The organism is Allobosea sp. 05T433 (assembly GCF_056396065.1).
Window position 1 is genome coordinate 168,930 of record NZ_JBFTKS010000010.1, and the last position, 17,515, is coordinate 186,444.

Sequence of the window (17,515 nt, forward strand, 5' to 3'; positions counted from 1 at the left end):
GCCAAGCCTTGGACCCGCATGGTTAACAAGCGGTAAATCGCCCGGCAAAAACTGCCGATCCGGCAGGAACGACATAGCGACAACGGCAAGCGCCAGACAGAGCCTACCTCACAACAGGCTGGCAAATAAGGGTTTTCATGAAATCGGCAGTTGGCACGCCCCTCGCAAGGCATGAGCCGCTACTGTCTCATTCCCGCCGGTGCCCTATGGTTCGCCTGCCCTCCCTGAAACGCCTTGTGACGCCGCTGGCCGCGCTGCTGGCCATCGGCCTGTCCTGGGCGGCCGAGCCGGCGCAGGCGCTCTCCCGCATCAAGGATCTCGCCGCCGTCGAAGGCGTGCGCAGCAACCAGATTCTCGGCTATGGCATCGTCGTCGGCCTCAATGGCACCGGCGACACGCTGAACAATACGCCCTTCACCAAGCAGTCGCTGCAGGCGATGCTGGAGCGGCTCGGCGTCAATACGCGCGGCGCCAATATGCGCACCGCCAATGTCGCCGCCGTGATGGTGACCGCGAACCTGCCGCCCTTCGCCACCCAGGGCACGCGCCTCGATGTCACGGTCTCGGCACTGGGTGACTCCAAGTCGCTTCAGGGCGGCACCCTGCTCGCAACGCCGCTGCTCGGCGCCGATGGCGAGGTCTACGCCGTCTCGCAGGGGCCGGTCGCAATCTCCGGCTTCTCGGCCGAGGGCGACGCCGCCAAGATCACTCGCGGCGTGCCGACGGTCGGCCGCATCGCCAATGGCGGCCTGGTCGAACGCGAGATCGACTTCGCGCTGAACAAGCTGAAGACGCTGCGGCTGTCGCTGCGCAACCCGGACTTCACGACGGCGCGCCGCGTCGCCGCTGCGATCAATGATTTCCTCGGCGGCGATGCGGCAGAGCCGACCGATCCCTCGACTGTCGTGCTGCAGATCCCCCCGCGCTTCCAGGGCAACATGATCCGCATGCTGACCGAGATCGAACAGCTGCGGGTCGAGCCCGACCAGCTCGCCCGCATCGTCATCGACGAACGCTCCGGCATCATCGTCATGGGCAAGGACGTCCGCGTCTCCACCGTCGCCGTCGCGCAGGGCAACCTGACCGTGACGATCAGCGAGCAGCCGGAAGTCAGCCAGCCCGAGCCTTTCGCCCGCGGCCGCACCACCGTCGTGCCCCGCACCAACGTCAAGGTCGACACCGAAGGCGGCAACAAGCTCGCCCTCGTCAAGGAGAGCGTGACGCTCGCCGAGCTCGTCGACGGACTGAACGCCCTCGGAATCGGCCCGCGCGACATGATCTCCATCCTTCAGGCGATCAAGGCCGCCGGCGCCCTCCAGGCAGAAATCGAGGTGATGTAATGACCGCCGCACTCGCCCTCCCCGCTGCGAAACTGGCGCTCGGCGTTGCCGGAAGCCTCGTCAGCGGCCTGGCAAACGCTCTCGATCCCGCCAAGGCGAAGGCCAAGAAGCAGGCCGACGAGTTCGAGACCGTCTTCCTCGAACAGGTCACGGACAAACTGATGGCCTCCAGCGAGACCGAGGGACCGCTCGGCGAGAACGGCACCGGCGGTGGCGTCTATCGCTCGATGCTGACCCAGGAATATGCCCGCAATCTGCAGCGCGCCGGTGGCATCGGCCTGTCCGATCCGATCATGCGCAGCCTGCTGCAGGTTCAGGAACACGCCACCGCGGCGATGACTACCGGAGCTGCACGTGTCGCTGGCTAGGCGTGTACTGGACGAGCGGCCGCGGATCGCAAGCGCTCTCGAAGCGCAGGCGCTGATCGAAGCCGTGCTGGAGACGCTCGGGGCCCTGTCCCATGTCGTTGGCGAGGAAACCGAACTGGTCCGCGCCGGCAAATTGTCGGACGCAATGGAACGCGAACCGCGAAAGACCGAGCTTGCCGGCATCTATATGCGCGGCGTCGAGCAGGTGAAGCTGAATGCGGTGGCATTGGCGCGCTTCGTCCCCGATCAGGTCAAGCGCCTGAAGGCCGCCCATGTCGCATTCCAGGACCTGATCGAGATCAACCAGATCGTGCTTGCCACCGCGCGAGCCGTCTCGGAATCGATCGTCCGCGATCTCGCCTCCGAGGCAAACCGTCCGATGCGGGCCGCCGGCTACGGACCGACGGCAACTGTGGGAGCCGGCGCCTTTGTCCGCCCGAACTCCGGGCCGCTCGTGATCTCCCGCAGTCTCTGAGCCACGGGGAGCCAGCGTGCCAGGGGGGAGGCGGCGGCTGCCACGGCAATCGTCAAAATTTACCTAATCTCCTTACGGAAGATTCAATCTTCGCGGTCATTGTCGATATGATGCGAAGGGTGCGGCTTGTCCGCGCCTTTCGTGCGACGGCCGCGAGGGGCGGCCGTTATCCGACTCCAGAAGGAGTGAGCGATGGATTTCGGGGCCTCGACGAGGGCGACAGCGGTCGGCGCCTATCACGTGACCGCCAGAAGCGATGCCGCCGCGACCAAGGGGAGCATCCCGGTCGAACTGCCGGCGGCGCAAACCGTCCAGTCGGCAACAGCGGGTGAAGCGGTCCAGCTCGATCTGCAGGCCCGCTCTGAACAAGCGCGGCGCGACGACGCCATGGCAAAGCAGAACGCCACCACGGACAGGCAGGCGGCGCGCCAGCGCGAACAGGATCTGCGCGATCTCATCGAGCGTCGCATCGTGATCGAGCCGCGCACCCGCGAAGTTGTCATCCAGAAGAAGAACAGGGTGACCGGCGAGACCGTTTCGCAACTGCCTGACGAGACGCTGCTCCGGCTGCGCATCTATTCACGTGAACTCGCCGAGAAAGCCCGGCTCGCCGACGAAACCAGCGCGCAGCATTATGTCGAGCGCACCGCCTGACAAGGGCTGCCTTCCCGAATTTGTATCCCAGCCGCCCGCTCCCGCGGGCGGTTTGCGTTTGGGCCGATGGAACCCAGCCACCGTCTTATCGCGCGCTTAACCATGCAGTGGCTTTGCCCAATCTGACGGCAATTCGACCGGTGAAATTTACCACTCGTTACGGGTTGGCGACCGAGTGTCCTCGGGTCGCGGCCAGAAGGCCATGACGCCAGAATGGCACCATACCAGAAGGTATAACGACTATGGCTATTACGCTCTCTTCGGCTGTCCGCAATTCGGTCGCCACTCTCCAGCAGACCGCTGCCGCCGCCCAGGCCACCCAGTATAAGCTGGCCACCGGCAAGAAGGTGAACACCGCGGTCGACAACCCGGTCAATTATTTCACCGCCCAGTCGTTGAACGAGCGCTCGGGACAGCTCAAAGGTCTGCTCGACGGCATCTCGAACGGCATCCAGACCATTCAGGCTGCCTCCAAGGGCATCGATGGCATCACCAAACTGGTCTCGTCGCTGCAGTCCACTGTGAAGCAGGCCCAGGCCGACGCCGCTCAGAACCGTCCGACCGTCGTCGGCACCGGCACCACGCTCGCCGGCGCAGCAGAAGCTGTTGCGACGAGCAAGAGCTTGAAGGATATCGCACTCGACAAGCGCATCGGCAGCGCCGGCGATACGGCGGTCTCTGCAGCCACTGCCGGCAGCGCCGGCGACCTGGGTGTTGACACCACGGCCGCTCCCTCGCTGACCATCCAGCTCACCACTGGCACGCCAGCCTCCCCAACTTCGACGACCAACGTTTCGATCGCCCTGACGGCCAACACCACTGTTCGCGATGTGGTCAACGCCATCAATGGTTCGGGTGTCGCTACTGCCTTCGTCGATGAAAAGGGCCTGCTGAACGTCAAGGGAACCGGTTCGGAGACACTGGGCGTTGGCATTGGCACCGGTGCCGATGCCACGGCCTCGACCACCGCAGCCTCGACCGGCGCTGGCAATGCTGCCTTCGGTCTAGCAGCGGCTGATCGCACCACCGGCGGCGTCTCATCTGGCGTGACTTCGGCGGTTCGCTCGAACCTCATCCAGCAGTACAACGACCTGCGCACGCAGATCGATGAACTCGCCAAGGATTCAGGTTTCAACGGCGTCAACCTGCTGGCCGGTGACAAGGTCTCGATCCAGTTCAACGAGAAGACCGGCAAGAACCAGTCCAAGCTGGAGATTCAGGGCTCGACGCTGACCTCCGACAACCTTGGCATCGTCCAGGCCGGCAACACCCAACTCGCCGGCTTCACCAACTTCCAGAACGACGCCGATCTGGAAGGCGCAACCAAGGCCCTGACCGGCGCCTTGACCTCGCTGAAGTCGGTTGCTTCGGGCTTTGGTGCAAACCTCTCGGTGGCGCAGACCCGCCAGGACTTCACCAAGGACCTCGCCGGCGTGCTGGCGGCTGGTGCCGATAGCCTCGTCAATGCCGATGCCAACGAAGAGGCCGCCAACCTGCTCTCGCTGCAGACCCGTCAGCAGCTCTCGCAGACCGCCCTCTCCATGGCCTCGCAGGGCGACCAGGCGGTCCTGCGCCTGTTCTGATCCTTCGTCCGCAGAAGCGGGCTCGCCCACAGAATGTGGGCCGAAGACAAAAAGAGGCGGAGCGAAAGCTCCGCCTCTTTTGCATTTGACGGACGGCATGAGGAGCACGCCGCATCCCTCGTTTAACCATTTGTTATCCCTAACAAGGGATTATCGGCCCAGAAAATTTGGCTCAGCGCCGAATCGCGCGTTCCAGGGGACCGAAGATGGCGAATACGATTCTTTCCAGCGGCGTGCGCAACAACCTCCTGACGCTTCAGCAGACCACCGCGCAGCAGAGCGTCATCCAGAATCGCCTCGCCACCGGCAAGAAGGTCAACTCGGCCATCGACAACCCGGTGAACTACTTCACCTCGGCCTCGCTGAACGACCGCTCCAGCCAGCTCACCGGCCTGCTCGACGGCATCTCCAACGGCATCCAGACCATTCAGTCGGCATCCAAGGGTATCGACGGCGTCACCAAGCTGGTGCAGTCGCTGCAATCGACGGTGAAGCAGGCCCAGGCCGACGCGGCCCAAAACCGCCCGACCAAGGCCGGCACGGCTCTCGCCAACGCTACCGAAGCGGCTGTGACCAGCAAGAGCCTCAAGGATATCGCGCTCGACAAGCGTATTGGCAGCGCCGGCGATACGGCTGTTTCCACCGCGACCCCCGCCTCCGCCGGCGACCTCGGCATCGACACGACAGCAACGCCGTCGCTCGGCATTTCGATCACCGTCGGCACCACCACCTACACAGCCTCCTTTGCGTCCGCGAACACGACTGTCCGGGATGTCGTTAACGAGATCAACAAGTCCGGGCTTGCCACAGCCTTCGTCGACGAGAAGGGCCAGCTCAACGTCAAGGGCACCGGCTCCGAGACCGTCGCCTTTGGTTTCGGCTCAGGCGCTAACGGTGGTGCTGCAATCACCGATGCCCAGGCAGGCGGAGACAACGCCGCGATCGGCTTCAGCGCGCTGGATGCCGTCGTCGGCACCTCGACGATCACCTCGTCGAACGTCACCTCGGCCGTCCGCTCGAACCTGATCCAGCAGTTCAACGACCTGCGCGACCAGATCGACAAGCTCGCCAAGGATTCGAGCTATAACGGCATCAACCTGCTCGCAGGCGACCGCCTCTCGATCGTCTTCAACGAGAAGACCGGCACGAACCAGACCAAGCTGGAAATCCAGGGTTCGACCCTGAGCGCCGCCAATCTCGGCATCGACCAGGCCGTCAACACCCAGCTGGCTGGCTTCGTCAACTTCCAGAACGACCTCGACCTGGAGAAGGCGACCCAGTCCCTGACCGGCGCCCTGACCTCGCTGAAGTCGCTGGCCTCGACGCTCGGCTCGAACCTTTCGGTCGCCCAGACCCGTCAGGACTTCACCAAGGAGCTAGTGAATACGCTGAAGATCGGTGCCGACAATCTCGTCCTTGCCGATCCGAACGAGGAAGGCGCAAGCCTGCTGGCACTGAACACGCGCCAGCAGCTTTCGCAGACCGCGCTCTCGCTGGCCAACCAGGCCGACCAGGGCGTGCTCCGGCTCTTCGGCTGATCGCGCCGAAGCACCCGACCTCCCCTCCCAAAAGCCAGAAGGCAGGATCGTCATGGCTCTCAAAGTCGAGCTCAAGCCGAACGAGCGCATCATCATCGGCCAGGTGGTGATCCGCAACGACGAGCAGCGCACGCGCTTCTTCATCGAAGGCGAGGCGCCGATCCTGCGCGAGAAGGACATCCTCACAGCTACCACCGCCAACACGCCGGCGAAGAAGATCTATCTCGCCATCCAGCTGATGTATCTGGCGCAGGATCCGACGCATGAGCACGAGACCTATTTCGCGCTCGTCCGCGATTTCATGAAGGCTGCCCCGAGTTCCCTGCCGCATATGACCGAGATCAATAACCGCATCTTAAGCGGCGATCTGTACAAAGCCCTGAAGGCAGCAAAGCAGCTGATCGCCTACGAAGCGGAACTCATCGAGAATGCAACACGGGTTTAACGCGTACGCCTCTGCCGCCAGGACTGCCCAGTCTGCCGTCTCCCCTCGCGAACTCGAAGCATCCCTGCTCCTGAAAGCCGCCGTCCGGCTTCAGTCCGTTGCCGATGACTGGCTCGGTCGCCAGCGCGAGCTCGACGATGCCCTGAACTACAACCGCAAGCTCTGGACCCTGCTGGTTTCTGCGGTGATCGCCGAGGACAACCCGCTGCCGGTCGAGATCAAGCGCAACATCCTCGGCCTCGCCAACTTCATCTTCAACCAGACCTTCCGCATCTCCGCCAACCCGGTCCCGGAATCCCTGACCGTGCTGATCGGCATCAACCGCGACATCGCCGCCGGCCTGCGCGGGCGCTGATCCGACGGCCCTTGCGTCCGACACCGACCAAACCCTCAAACGAAAACGGCGCCAGTTTCTGGCGCCGTTTTCGTTTTCACCAAGTCTCGGCTGAGTCAGATGTAGTTCGTCAGCGTCAGCTTCGAGAGAATCGCGGTCGTCTGGTAGCTCGCCTGCAGGCGTGTCTGTAGTGCCAGGATCTGCGTTGCAACCTCCTCGGTCGTGACCTCCTCGACCCCGGCGAGCGTCGTCGTCAGATAATTCTGGGTGGCGGTGTGGCGCTCCTTGGCGCTCGCCATCGCCTTCTGGGCCGTCCCGAGTTCGACGATGATCTCGGCCGGCTTCTGCACGCCGGTGCCGTAGCCGATCGTATTGCTGACGCGTTCGGCCAGGGCCTCGTAACGCCCCTTCGAGTTGGGATCGCCGGCCGGGAAGGTCTCGGCCGCGAATACGGCAAACTGCGCCAGCCCGACCTTGAAGGCCTCCTCATTGGCGCGTGCGCCTATGGCGACGGTCTCGCTCTGATCGACCTGCACCGTCGTCGTCGCGCGCGCCGAGCCCGGCGCATCGTCGCCCTGGTACCAGATCACCGTATTCGCCGGTGTTCCAGGCGCCGGCGCAGCCGTCGCGGTGGCGAAGGGCGGCCCCGGCACCCGCACCGGCGGATTGCTGGAACTGCCATCGAAGAAGTTCTTGGCCGCGACCTGGGCCGACGAGGCCGACAGCGTCGTCTGAGCCTCCTTGCCGAAGGCGGCCGAAACCGAAGCGCGCAGATTGGCAGCCGTGGCATTGACGTCGGCACCGATCTCGAACGTGTCCGTCGCGCTGCCATTGCTCCCGGCCGCCCGCGCCGTCAGGACGATCTCTTTCTGGGTGCCATCGGGCAGATCGACCTTGAAGCGCAAGGTGTCACCGGGCTGCGGCTGAGCCGCGACATTCACGGAGACATCGGCCGGCGGACCCGCAGTATAGGTCGGGACCAATCCCGCCGATGTCGTGGTGGCGGATTTCAGCTTGAAGCCGTAATTGGGATTGCCCGCCTCTTCCGCGATTGTCGCCGTCGTGCCGGCGCCACCTGCCGTGAGGCGCCCGAGCCCGGTCAGGCCGAGATCGGCTTCCTTGCGCTCGGCGATCAGCTGCTTCAGCCCGGCGCGGCCGGCGCCGTCCCCATCCATGATCAGGGAATAGCTGACCACCGGCTCGGTATCCGAGGTCCGCCCCGAGAACAGATAGCGCCCGCCGACATTGGTGTTGAGCAGGTCGAGCGCCTGCTTGAACTTTTCCTCGGCCAGAACCTGCGGCGCCGAACGGCCGCTGGCGCTCTCGACATAGCTGCCCGGACGCGCGTCGTTCTTGGTTTCGGCCGTCAGCTTGGCAAACCCCTCGACCGCCTTGGTCGAGAGCTTGAGATTGACGTCGGCAAGCTGGATTCCGGAGAGCCAGGAATCGAGCGAGGCCTTCTTGGCGTTGAGGTCGAGGCTGGTGCGCCGCTCGATCCCGAGATCGCCGTAGCTGGTGACCTTCTTGCCCGTATCGAGCTGGCGCTGAAGATCATCGAATTTCGCCCGCGTCGAGACGAATTCGCTCGGCCTAGCCGCGCGATAGGCTCCGGTGCCATAGGAGGTAATCGTCATGATGGCGTCCCTCAGACTCTCATCAGCATGTCCATCATCTCCTTCACCGTGGAGATGATGCGGGCATTGGCGGCGTAGGCGTTCTGCAGCTCGATCAACGTCGCCATTTCCTGGTCGACATTGACCTGTGAGGTCTCGGCGAAGCGGCTCTGCACGGAGGCGAGCGCCACCTGCTGGCCTTCATCGAGGCGCTTGGCGTTTTCGACCGCCTGCCCCTGCGAGGCGACGACGCGCTGCACGAAGTTCGAGACGGTGATGTTGGAGGTCGCCGTCGAGCCGTCGAGCGAGACCGCGTTGGTGACGCTCCGCAGGCCCTTGGTCAGCCGGTCGAGCAGCATCTGCGGCCGGGTGGCGTCGCCCTGCGGCGTCGCCGGCGTGGTGTTGAAGACGACGAGCTTCGAGCGGTCCGCGATCAGTCCAGGATTGATCGTGATACGGCCGGCAAAGCCCAGAGCCTGGGACTTGCCCTCGAACGAGCCGGTATAGGCGCCGTTGCCGTTCCCTGCATCGACGAAGAAGGGCAGTTCGGGCGATCCGTTGGCCCCGGACAGGCTTGTAGTGGTCGGGCGTGCCGTCAGGCCGAGCACGTCGCGGGTATTGCCCGCGCCATCGTCGACGATGCGCAGCATCGAACCGGTATTCGAAACCGTGAACCCACCGCCGATCGCGGCCTGGATCTGGGCTGCGACAGACGCCGGGCCGCCCGAGAAATCGATGCCGACCACGGTGTTGTTGGCATCGCCGCTGGCCGATGCCGGCAGCGGCAGCGATGCACCGGATTCCACGCGCACGAAGGTGAAACGCCGCGTCGCGCCACCGGGAGTGACCTGGTAGTCGAGCGTCACGCTGTTGCCGGACTGAAGCCCGGCGAGGTCGACATCGAAGCCTGAGGCCGCGCCTGCGGTGACGGCCGTTCCGGCGATCTCCCGATCGGACAAGGCGCTCGAGAGCTGCGCCGCCATCTCGTCGAGCTGGGCCTGCATCTGCACCAGCGTCTTGTCGCGAAGCTCGAGATTGGCTGCGATCTCGCCCGACCGGAACACCTTGTTGGCGATCGCGTCGATCTGGTTGCCGGAATTGTCGGTCATCGTAATGGTGCCGACACCACGCGTCGCCGCGTTGGGGCTCCATTGCGCTTCCGGGCCAAGCGCGGAGCGGCCGTCGAAGCTGAACTTCACCGCCGGTCGGCCGTCGAAGATCTGGGCACCCGATCCAGTGACGATGCTGAGCGAGCCGCGCGCATCCTCGCTGGTCTTGATGTCCATGTATTGCGAGAGTTCGGAGACGATACGGTCGCGCTGGTCTTTCAGGCCCGCTGTCGCCTGGTCGCTCTGCCCCTGCACGATCCGGGCATTGACGCTGGTCAGCGAGTCCAGCAGCTGGTTGATCTGGTTGACGGCACCGCCGATCTTCGTCTCGGCCTGGGTGCGCTCAGCCTGAACACCGGCGGACAGCCCGTTCAGGCGGTTTGCGAGCTGGCTGGCTGCATCGAGCACAGCCGTGCGGTTGGTATAGGATGACGGATCGTTCTTCAGCGCCTGGAGCGAGGTGGTGAAGGAGCTGTAGACAGAATCGAGCGCCGTCGCGCTTCCCGGCGCGCCGAACAGCTTGTCGAGATTCGAGAGCGCATCCGCCCGTGTCGACGTGTAAGCGGCGCCGGCACTTTCCTGCCAGAGCTGATGCTGGACGATCTTGTCGAGCAGGCGCTGAACAGCCGTGCTCGACGTACCGATCGTCGCGCCACTGAGCGTATCGGAGGTACTGACGACGCGCCGGACATAACCGGCAACGCCGGCATTGGCGACATTCTGCGAAACAACGCCGATACCGGTCTGCGTGACATGCAGCCCGGAAATCGCGGTGCCCAGGGAAGTACTCAGACCCATCGTCAACTCCTGCCGTCACCGGCGATCCTCCTGGATCGCCCGGAACCGCCTCCGCCGGCGGTCAAAGCCGCTCAGCGGATGATGCTGAACACATCGCGCAGCATTTCCTGCGCCGTGCTGATCACCTTGGTGTTGGCCGAGTAGGCCTGCTGGGTGACGATCATCTTCGAGAACTCGTCGGCGATGTCGGTGTTGGATTGCTCGACATTGCCGCCGATGAGCTGCGACGTACCCAGACCGATGATCGGAGGACCGGACTCGATCGTTTCCTCGAAGGCGCCACCGTCGAGGCGCTTCAGGGCGTTGCCGGCATTGAAGCGGGCCACCGAGAGTTGGGCCATCGCGACGACCTGGCCGTTGCTGAAAGTGCCGATCACCTGGCCTTCGGCCGAAACCGAGACGCGGTCGAGCGTGCCGGCCGTATAGCCGTCCTGACGGATGCTACGCGCGTCGATCTGGCCGCTGACATCGCCGTTCTGGGTCAGGCCGTTGCCGCCGGTCGTGAGATTGATGCCGGAGATCGCCGTGCCCGCGATCGTCATGTTCGGCAGCGTGATGTTGCCGCCGGCAGGGTTCACCATCTGGCCGGTGGAGCCGAAGGTGATGTCGACATTGGCATTACGATAGGCCACGGCGCCGCCCGTCGCGCCGGTGTTCTCGGCAACGAAGAGGTTCCAGGTGTCGACGGTCGCCGGAACGGCCGGCGGCCCCACCTGGGCCGGCGCCGCATTCGTGGTCTTGGCCCAGCGCAATTCGACGCTCGTCGCCTTGCCGAGCGCGTCATAGACGGTGACGGACCCGCCCGCGATGGAATCGCTCAGGAATCGGGTGACGTCGGCGCCGGTCACGAGGCCGGTTCCGCCGGCGGTCGTGGACAGCGGATTGGAGGCGTAGCCCGTAGCTTTCAACAGCTCGGATCCAGGCACGGTGGTCTTGGCGTTCGTCGTGCCGGGGAAGGCCGGGATATTGGCGCGATACTCGATCGAGGTCGTCGCCTTGGCCGGGAACTGTTCCTTGGTGATGCGCAGCACTTCTGGCTGGGTGCCGACCAACTGGCCCGTGACGGCGTCGATCTTCAGCCCTTTCAGATAGTAGCCCGCGCCATTCACCAGATAGCCATTGGCATCGAAATCGAAATCGCCGCGGCGGGTATAGAGATTGCTGTTGGTGAACTGGGTATTGGCGCCGAGGCCGCTCTGGCGCTGGTCGACGACGAAGAAGCCATCGCCGTTGATCGCGACATTGGTGTCGATGCGCGTGGCCTGGAGATCGCCCTGGATCGTGTTGGTCGCGCGGCTATAGGACGCGACAGAACCAGCGATCTGGCGATTGAGAGCCGAATCCGGGACCAGATCCGAGAACGTCGTATCGACACGCTTGAAGCCGGCCGTCCTCGAATTCGCGATGTTGCCTGAGATATTCTCGAGCGCATAGGACTGCGCCTGCATGCCCGAAACTGCCGTCGTCAGCGCGCTGAAGACACCCATGATACCCTCGCCTCAACCCTGGCACCCGGATGGGCGCCCAATACGTCGAGGCAGCCACTGCAGGGCCCGTGCCATGCAGGAGAATTCTATTTTTCAATCACTTGGATAGTTTCGAAACCGTATCGCGGCGAATTCCGCCCGGCAGTTTCCGTGCCGGCCGGCAAATTTTGCCGAGCCCCAAGATCTTGCCGAGCCCGAAGGTCAGCTGGAAGCCGTGCCGCGCCAGGACGGAAGGTCGCTTGCCACATCCGACAGGGTGGGTGGCTTGGCTTCGATGAATGGCAGAGGCCGGCAAACGGCAAGCGCAGCGAGCCCGACGCGCGCCGTCAGCAGGCCATTGAGCACGCCCTCCCCGAGCTTGGCCGAAAGCCGAGCGGCGAGCCCCTGCCCGACGACCTGCTGGACCAGCGCGTCACCGGCCGCGATGCCGCCTGTCACGACCAGGTGGCCGAGCACCTGCCGCGCCAGACGCAGCAGGCCCAGCGTCCCGGGGCGGCTGGCATAGATGCCGGCGATCGCCCGCAGCAATCTCGCGCAAGCCACAAGCACGAAGACGATATCGATCAGGGCCCGCGGGCTGACGGCCGTGACCAGCGAGACCCGGCGCGCGGCCAGCGCGATCTGCGCCTGCGCCGCGGCGTCGAGCGGCGTCATCAGGCTCCGCTCTGCGACGGTCAGAACGTCATGCGGCGCAAAGAGCTGGGGCAGGCTGTCCGCCAGCTCTGCCCGGCTCTTTGCAGTCTCCGGTCGCGTCGCATAGAGGCGCTGAAGTTCGCCGGTGATCGCCTTGGCTTCGTCGAGACTGCCACCGGCAAGCACCGCCGTGGCACGCAGCCGCAACGACTCGACGCGCCGCTCGCGCAGGATGTCGCGCAGAACCTTGCCCAGAATCACCAGAAGGGCGAGCACGGCGAGCGCCGCCGAGGCCAATGCCGCATAACCCAGCACTGGGCTCTCATTCATCAGCGAGGAGATGGTCCGCTCGGCCCAGACGCCGATCGAGAGTGTCAGGAAGGCGGACAGACCCGCAACGAACACGCTGCCCCAGCTGAAGCCCTTTCGGCTCGCCACCGGGACGACGGCCGGCTCGACCGGGTCGAGCGGTTCGCTTTCGGGCAGGACCGCGACGCCCTTCGTCATGCGTGGAGCGTCCTCGCCCGGCACGGTGGCATCGAGACGAACGGCGCGGGGAGCCTTGTTCATGTATCTGCCTCCCTCCGTCACGCCAGCTTGTCACCGATCAGGAATTCGAGCGCACGGTCGAGGCGAATCTGCGGCGGAGGCTGGCTCCGCCCTCCTGCATCCGGCAGCACCAGCGGCGGCCTGAAGCGTGGCGCCCTCACCTGCCAGGACTGCGCCTTCGGATCGAAGATCGCCTCGGGACGCTCGGGCAGTTCACCCGGGAAGATCGCCGCTTCGGCGATGCCGTCGAATACCTCGTCGCCGACCCTTTCGCCCGCCTCCGGAACGCCCGCAATCGCCGGCAGATCCTCGCCTCCCTGCTTGATCCTGACCTCCCTCGTCGCCCGCACCGCAGCCAGCGCCATCGCCTCGACCTTGGCGCCGGCGCCTTGCGCCCGTGCGGCCGCCCGCGCCACGAGATGAGACATCACTGCTGCCAGCCGGTCATGGCTGGTGTGGTGGATATGGTCGGCTTTCGTCGCAGCGAAGAGGACGCGCTCGATGCGTGGCGCGAACAGGCTCGTCAGCCAGGAGTTGCGACCGACGGAAAATGCCGTGAGGGCCTGGCCCAACGCCGTTTCAAGATCGGCGAGCGCCGGTGGACCGGCATCGAGCGCCGCCAATGTATCGACCAGCACGATCTGCCGGTCCAGGCGGGCGAAATGATCACGGAAGAACGGCGTCACCACGACGCGCTTATAGGCCTCGTAGCGATCCGCCATCAGCCCCGCCAGCGTGCCTGGCGCGACCTCGGTATCGGGAGCGACGTCGAGCGGCGCGAAGGTCAGCGCCGGTGAACCTTCGAGGTCACCGGGCATCAGGAATCGCCCGGGCGGGGTCACGGCGACAGCCTCCGGATCGGCGCGCAGCCTCGCAAGATAGGCCTTAAACAGATCGCTCGCGAGTTCCGCGGCCAGTTCATCAGGAGGCCCCGACGGATCGCGGACAGCGAGGCCATCGAGCCAGGGCTTGGCCGAACCGATCCGGTGAGGCTTGCGCGCATCCACGATCACCTGCCGCGACCACGTCTTGTAGTCGACGCCGATCAGCGCGAGATCGAGCAGCCATTCGCCGGGATAGTCGACGATATCCAGTGTCAGCGTCGCCGGCCCCTTGAACCAGCCGGCCGCTCGCTCGTAGTCGATCTCGACCCGCAGCTCCGCAATGCGTCGGGTCGACTCGGGCCAGCGCCGGTCGGGACCTGACAGGGCGGCGCGGTGAGCCTCATAGGGAAAACGCGGTATATCGGGATCCGGCTGGGGCACCAGCCGTACGCGCGTGATCCGTCCATCTGCCGCCGCCTTGAGCACCGGCAGCCTGGCGCCCTCGATGAGATTCTGGATCAGCGCCGTGGTGAAGACAGTCTTGCCCGAGCGCGACAGCCCGGTGACACCCAGGCGCAGGCGCGGCCGGGCAAGTCCAAGCAGGCTGTCACCGAAGGCCAGCGCGGCATTGCGCGCCTCGTCGAGATAGGAGGGGGAGCTCATGTGGCGAGGAACGGAGCAGGTCCGCTCATTCGTCCGGCCCTTCGCCCAGCGAGGCGGGCGTCACGAAACGATCGAGCCGCCCGCCGCGCGGTGCGACATCGCGCCAGTCTTCGACGGCGAAATCAAGCACGGCAAGCCCGCAGGTCGGGTATTTCTGTGCCATTCGCGCCGCCGCATAACGGTCGCCATGGCCGGTCAACTTTGCGGCCAATTCCTCAAAGCCGGGATTATGCCCGATCATCAGGAGCGTGCGGACATTGGCTTCCGTGTCATGGACGACCTGCAGCAATCGCTCGGGCTTGGCCTCGTAGATGCGTGGTTCGAGATGGCTCCCGGGGCGCTCCGGCAGCATCGGCCCGACCAGCTCCCAGGTTTCGGTTGTCCGTCGTGCTGGCGAGACCAGCACGAGATCGGGCAGCAGCATCTCCTCTGCCAGATAGCGCCCCATGACAGGGGCTGCTTCGCGGCCCCTGACCGCTAGTGGTCGCTCCCGATCGGTGAGACCGGTGGACCAGCTCGACTTGGCGTGGCGGAGAAGCAGAAGGCGCAGCATAATCAGAACCTAACCATCTGCTTCGGGTTTTGCGAGAGGCCGCGCACGACTCTCAAGCCTCTGCGCCCCCACCCTCCTCCTCTTCGCCCGGCTCGTAGCGCAGCAGGTCGCCGGGCTGGCATTGGAGCGTGTCGCAGATGCGCGAAAGCGTATCGAAACGCATGCCACGGACCTTCCCGGACTTGAGCTGAGACACCTGCTGCTCGGTCAGGCCGATGCGCTGGGCAAGTTCCTTCGAGCGCATCTTTCGACGCGCCAGCATGACATCGAGTTCGACGATGATCGGCATCGCCCTGTCCTACACGAAACTCTGATTCTCGTCAGAGAGGCGCATCGCCTCGCGCAGCACCAGCCCGAAGGCGACAAGGACAGCACCTGCAGCCAGCGCGCCGAACATGCCGGGATCGAGCGTGATCGCAAGCTGCCTGCGGCCGGCCGGATTGTCATAGGTCAGCGCCACGCTCTGCAGGGCGCGCGCAATCGGGGTCGCCGCACCAAACAGAATGAGCAGCCAGCCGATCCGGCTGAGCTCGACGGCATTGACGACTTCAAGGACCCGTCCCTTTCCGAAGCGCCCAAACAGGTTTGCGAGACGCAGCATCGCGTAGATAAACAAGCCAGCCGGAACGGTGGCGACAGACAGGGCGAGCCAGTAGCTGCGCATCGCCGTCGTCAGCGGCGCGACAGTTACGCCAATGGTGCCACGCGCATGATTGGCGAGGCTTTCAGGGTCGCTCCACAACCAGACCACGCCAAATCCCATGAGCAATGCTGCGGCATAGCTGGCGAGCCGTGCTGCCATGCTGACGCGCTTCAGCCTGGCCAGCGGCGCATCGCTCGACCCCAGAGTGTTTTCCGCGCTCATTTCATTCTGCCCTCGATTGACAAAATTAAACTAATAGATGAATTTTTGAATGTCTAGGCTACATCCTCATTTGAAATTGACGAGCCTCACCATGCGTCCCTCCCTGTTCGCTTCCATGATCGTGGCCGCCCTTGCCGGCGCGTGCGGCCATGTCCCGCTGAGTTCCCTGCCGAAATTGTCGCGCATCGACATGCGCAGCACGACTTTGGCCGATCTGCGTGCCGCCATCAGCCTGCCGTCCGACATCCGCCCCCTGCCGGGCGGCGTCACCATGACGATCGTGGTCTCCCCCAAGGGCGGCGGGCGCCATGAGCGCAAAGTGGTGCTGGAAGAAGTGCGCGACGCCACCGAGCTCGCCGCATTGCCGGTCATGACTTCGCCGGGACGGCGTCTGGCCGTGTTCCGGCTTAGCCCCGCGGATGCAACCAAGCTCTCGGTGTTCCGCGAGGAACTGCTTGTCGGGGTCGGCAACAGCGGCAATCGCGGTTCCCTGGCGCTAAACGCGGACAAGGCCTGCCGTACGGGAGAGCTCGGCGACAAGCCAATCCTGATGACGAGCTATCTGAAGACGTCGGAAACGCAGGACTACGTCGTCGTGGCGCGCGATTTCGATCTGCGCGAAGCCGTGCGCGAGGTCGATGCCAAGATCGATCTCGCGGTGGCGATCCCGCCTTGCAATCCCTGAGCGGTCAGCCGCTCAGCGGCTCTCCCGCCTCACCATGAAGGCGAGCTTCTCGAACAGACTGACATCCTGCTCGTTCTTGAGCAGCGCTCCGTGCAGGGGCGGGATCAGCTTGCGCGGGTCGCGCTCACGCAGGACCTCGGGGCCGATATCCTCGGCGACCAGCAGCTTCAGCCAGTCGAGCAGCTCCGAGGTCGAGGGCTTCTTCTTGATTCCCGGAACTTCGCGCACCTCGAAGAAAAGGCGCAGCGCCTCCTCCATCAGCCGCTTCTTGATGCCGGGGAAATGCACTTCGACGATCGCCTGCATAGTCTTCGTATCGGGGAAGCGGATGTAGTGGAAGAAGCAGCGGCGTAGGAAGGCGTCCGGCAGTTCCTTCTCGTTGTTGGAGGTGATGATCATCACCGGGCGCTGCGCGGCCCGAACCGTCTGGCCCGTCTCGTAGACATGGAACTCCATGCGATCGAGCTCGAGCAGCAGGTCGTTGGGGAACTCGATATCGGCCTTGTCGATCTCGTCGATCAGCAGCACGGGTCGTTCGCCCGAGGCGAAGGCTTCCCAGAGCTTGCCGCGCTTGATGTAGTTGGAGATATCGGACACCCGCGGGTCGCCGAGCTGGCTGTCGCGCAGACGGCTGACCGCGTCATACTCGTAGAGACCCTGCTGGGCCTTGGTCGTCGATTTGATGTGCCAGGTGATCAGCGGCGCCTTCAGGGCCGATGCGATCTCCTCCGCCAGCACGGTCTTGCCGGTGCCCGGCTCTCCCTTGACCAGCAGAGGCCGCTCCAGCCGGATCGCCGCGTTGACAGCGACGGTGAGATCCTCGGTCGCGACATAGGAATCGGTGCCGGCAAAACGCATGGAAACCCCTTCGAACAATGCGGGCGGAAGCTACGGGCCGTCTCCGCCAACGGCAAGTTTTTTGCTGGGGTCCGCACAAGCGCTTGTATCGCAAGCTCTTGGACCGCAAACATGATTCGCCCCCTGAATCGGCAACGCGAG

General features: G+C 64.7%; 18 protein-coding genes. 9 read left to right on the forward strand and 9 right to left on the reverse strand.

Going from position 1 to position 17,515, the window contains the following annotated elements; all coding sequences use genetic code 11:
- The first annotated feature begins 206 nt into the window (after nucleotides 1–206).
- The 8 genes from AC1DGP_RS16240 to flaF all read left to right on the forward strand — a co-directional run bounded on the left by AC1DGP_RS16240 (nucleotide 207) and on the right by flaF (nucleotide 6,758).
- Nucleotides 207–1,340, forward strand: a complete 1,134-nt coding sequence (locus AC1DGP_RS16240; protein ID WP_043237642.1) for a flagellar basal body P-ring protein FlgI — start codon at nucleotides 207–209, stop codon at nucleotides 1,338–1,340.
- Complete coding sequence (locus AC1DGP_RS16245) at nucleotides 1,340–1,708, forward strand: rod-binding protein (RefSeq protein ID WP_476832312.1); 369 nt, start codon at nucleotides 1,340–1,342, stop codon at nucleotides 1,706–1,708. Before AC1DGP_RS16240 ends, AC1DGP_RS16245 begins: the two co-directional genes overlap by 1 nt.
- Nucleotides 1,695–2,183 (forward strand): hypothetical protein, encoded by a 489-nt coding sequence (locus AC1DGP_RS16250; protein WP_441491508.1) that lies wholly within the window; start codon nucleotides 1,695–1,697, stop codon nucleotides 2,181–2,183. The genes AC1DGP_RS16245 and AC1DGP_RS16250 overlap by 14 nt, the downstream gene beginning before the upstream one ends.
- Before the next feature lie 192 nt (nucleotides 2,184–2,375).
- A complete protein-coding gene (locus AC1DGP_RS16255) occupies nucleotides 2,376–2,837 on the forward strand; it encodes a hypothetical protein (protein WP_441506243.1) in 462 nt (153 codons plus the stop codon).
- Nucleotides 2,838–3,079: 242 nt separating this feature from the next.
- On the forward strand, nucleotides 3,080–4,420 hold the full coding sequence (locus tag AC1DGP_RS16260) for a flagellin N-terminal helical domain-containing protein (protein ID WP_476832313.1): 1,341 nt from the start codon (nucleotides 3,080–3,082) through the stop codon (nucleotides 4,418–4,420).
- A gap of 206 nt (nucleotides 4,421–4,626) precedes the next feature.
- The gene (locus AC1DGP_RS16265; RefSeq protein WP_441506245.1) at nucleotides 4,627–5,958 is read left to right on the forward strand and encodes a flagellin N-terminal helical domain-containing protein; all 1,332 of its coding nucleotides are present in this window, start codon (nucleotides 4,627–4,629) and stop codon (nucleotides 5,956–5,958) included.
- A gap of 52 nt (nucleotides 5,959–6,010) precedes the next feature.
- Nucleotides 6,011–6,403: a flagellar biosynthesis repressor FlbT gene (gene flbT, locus AC1DGP_RS16270; RefSeq protein WP_441506246.1), complete on the forward strand. Its 393-nt coding sequence runs from the start codon at nucleotides 6,011–6,013 to the stop codon at nucleotides 6,401–6,403.
- On the forward strand, nucleotides 6,387–6,758 hold the full coding sequence (gene flaF / locus AC1DGP_RS16275; RefSeq protein WP_441506247.1) for a flagellar biosynthesis regulator FlaF: 372 nt from the start codon (nucleotides 6,387–6,389) through the stop codon (nucleotides 6,756–6,758). Before flbT ends, flaF begins: the two co-directional genes overlap by 17 nt.
- A 95-nt stretch (nucleotides 6,759–6,853) precedes the next feature.
- Here the strand turns inward: flaF and AC1DGP_RS16280 are convergent, their stop codons facing one another.
- From AC1DGP_RS16280 to AC1DGP_RS16315, 8 genes are all read right to left on the reverse strand, one after another.
- Nucleotides 6,854–8,371 (reverse strand): flagellar biosynthesis protein FlgL, encoded by a 1,518-nt coding sequence (locus AC1DGP_RS16280; RefSeq protein WP_441506248.1) that lies wholly within the window; start codon nucleotides 8,369–8,371, stop codon nucleotides 6,854–6,856.
- Nucleotides 8,372–8,382: 11 nt separating this feature from the next.
- Nucleotides 8,383–10,257, reverse strand: coding sequence for a flagellar hook-associated protein FlgK (gene flgK / locus AC1DGP_RS16285; protein ID WP_476832314.1), 1,875 nt, complete (start codon nucleotides 10,255–10,257; stop codon nucleotides 8,383–8,385).
- A 71-nt stretch (nucleotides 10,258–10,328) separates the two neighbouring features.
- A complete protein-coding gene (locus AC1DGP_RS16290; RefSeq protein WP_441506250.1) occupies nucleotides 10,329–11,744 on the reverse strand; it encodes a flagellar hook protein FlgE in 1,416 nt (471 codons plus the stop codon).
- A gap of 201 nt (nucleotides 11,745–11,945) precedes the next feature.
- Complete coding sequence (locus AC1DGP_RS16295) at nucleotides 11,946–12,947, reverse strand: YcjF family protein (protein ID WP_476832315.1); 1,002 nt, start codon at nucleotides 12,945–12,947, stop codon at nucleotides 11,946–11,948.
- Between the two features lie 17 nt (nucleotides 12,948–12,964).
- The gene (locus tag AC1DGP_RS16300) at nucleotides 12,965–14,413 is read right to left on the reverse strand and encodes a YcjX family GTP-binding protein (protein WP_476832316.1); all 1,449 of its coding nucleotides are present in this window, start codon (nucleotides 14,411–14,413) and stop codon (nucleotides 12,965–12,967) included.
- 25 nt (nucleotides 14,414–14,438) lie between these two features.
- Nucleotides 14,439–14,966 carry a SixA phosphatase family protein gene (locus AC1DGP_RS16305; RefSeq protein WP_441491519.1) on the reverse strand — a complete coding sequence of 176 codons (528 nt, stop codon included), beginning with the start codon at nucleotides 14,964–14,966 and terminating at the stop codon, nucleotides 14,439–14,441.
- A 52-nt stretch (nucleotides 14,967–15,018) separates the two neighbouring features.
- A complete protein-coding gene (locus tag AC1DGP_RS16310; RefSeq protein WP_069879946.1) occupies nucleotides 15,019–15,255 on the reverse strand; it encodes a helix-turn-helix domain-containing protein in 237 nt (78 codons plus the stop codon).
- 9 nt (nucleotides 15,256–15,264) lie between these two features.
- Nucleotides 15,265–15,831, reverse strand: a complete 567-nt coding sequence (locus tag AC1DGP_RS16315) for a DUF2975 domain-containing protein (protein WP_441506253.1) — start codon at nucleotides 15,829–15,831, stop codon at nucleotides 15,265–15,267.
- 91 nt (nucleotides 15,832–15,922) lie between these two features.
- On the opposite strand from AC1DGP_RS16315, the gene AC1DGP_RS16320 reads away from it, so the two are divergent.
- Nucleotides 15,923–16,516: a hypothetical protein gene (locus AC1DGP_RS16320; protein WP_441506254.1), complete on the forward strand. Its 594-nt coding sequence runs from the start codon at nucleotides 15,923–15,925 to the stop codon at nucleotides 16,514–16,516.
- A gap of 12 nt (nucleotides 16,517–16,528) precedes the next feature.
- Here the strand turns inward: AC1DGP_RS16320 and AC1DGP_RS16325 are convergent, their stop codons facing one another.
- A complete protein-coding gene (locus AC1DGP_RS16325) occupies nucleotides 16,529–17,374 on the reverse strand; it encodes an AAA family ATPase (RefSeq protein ID WP_441506255.1) in 846 nt (281 codons plus the stop codon).
- Nucleotides 17,375–17,515: the final 141 nt, after the last annotated feature.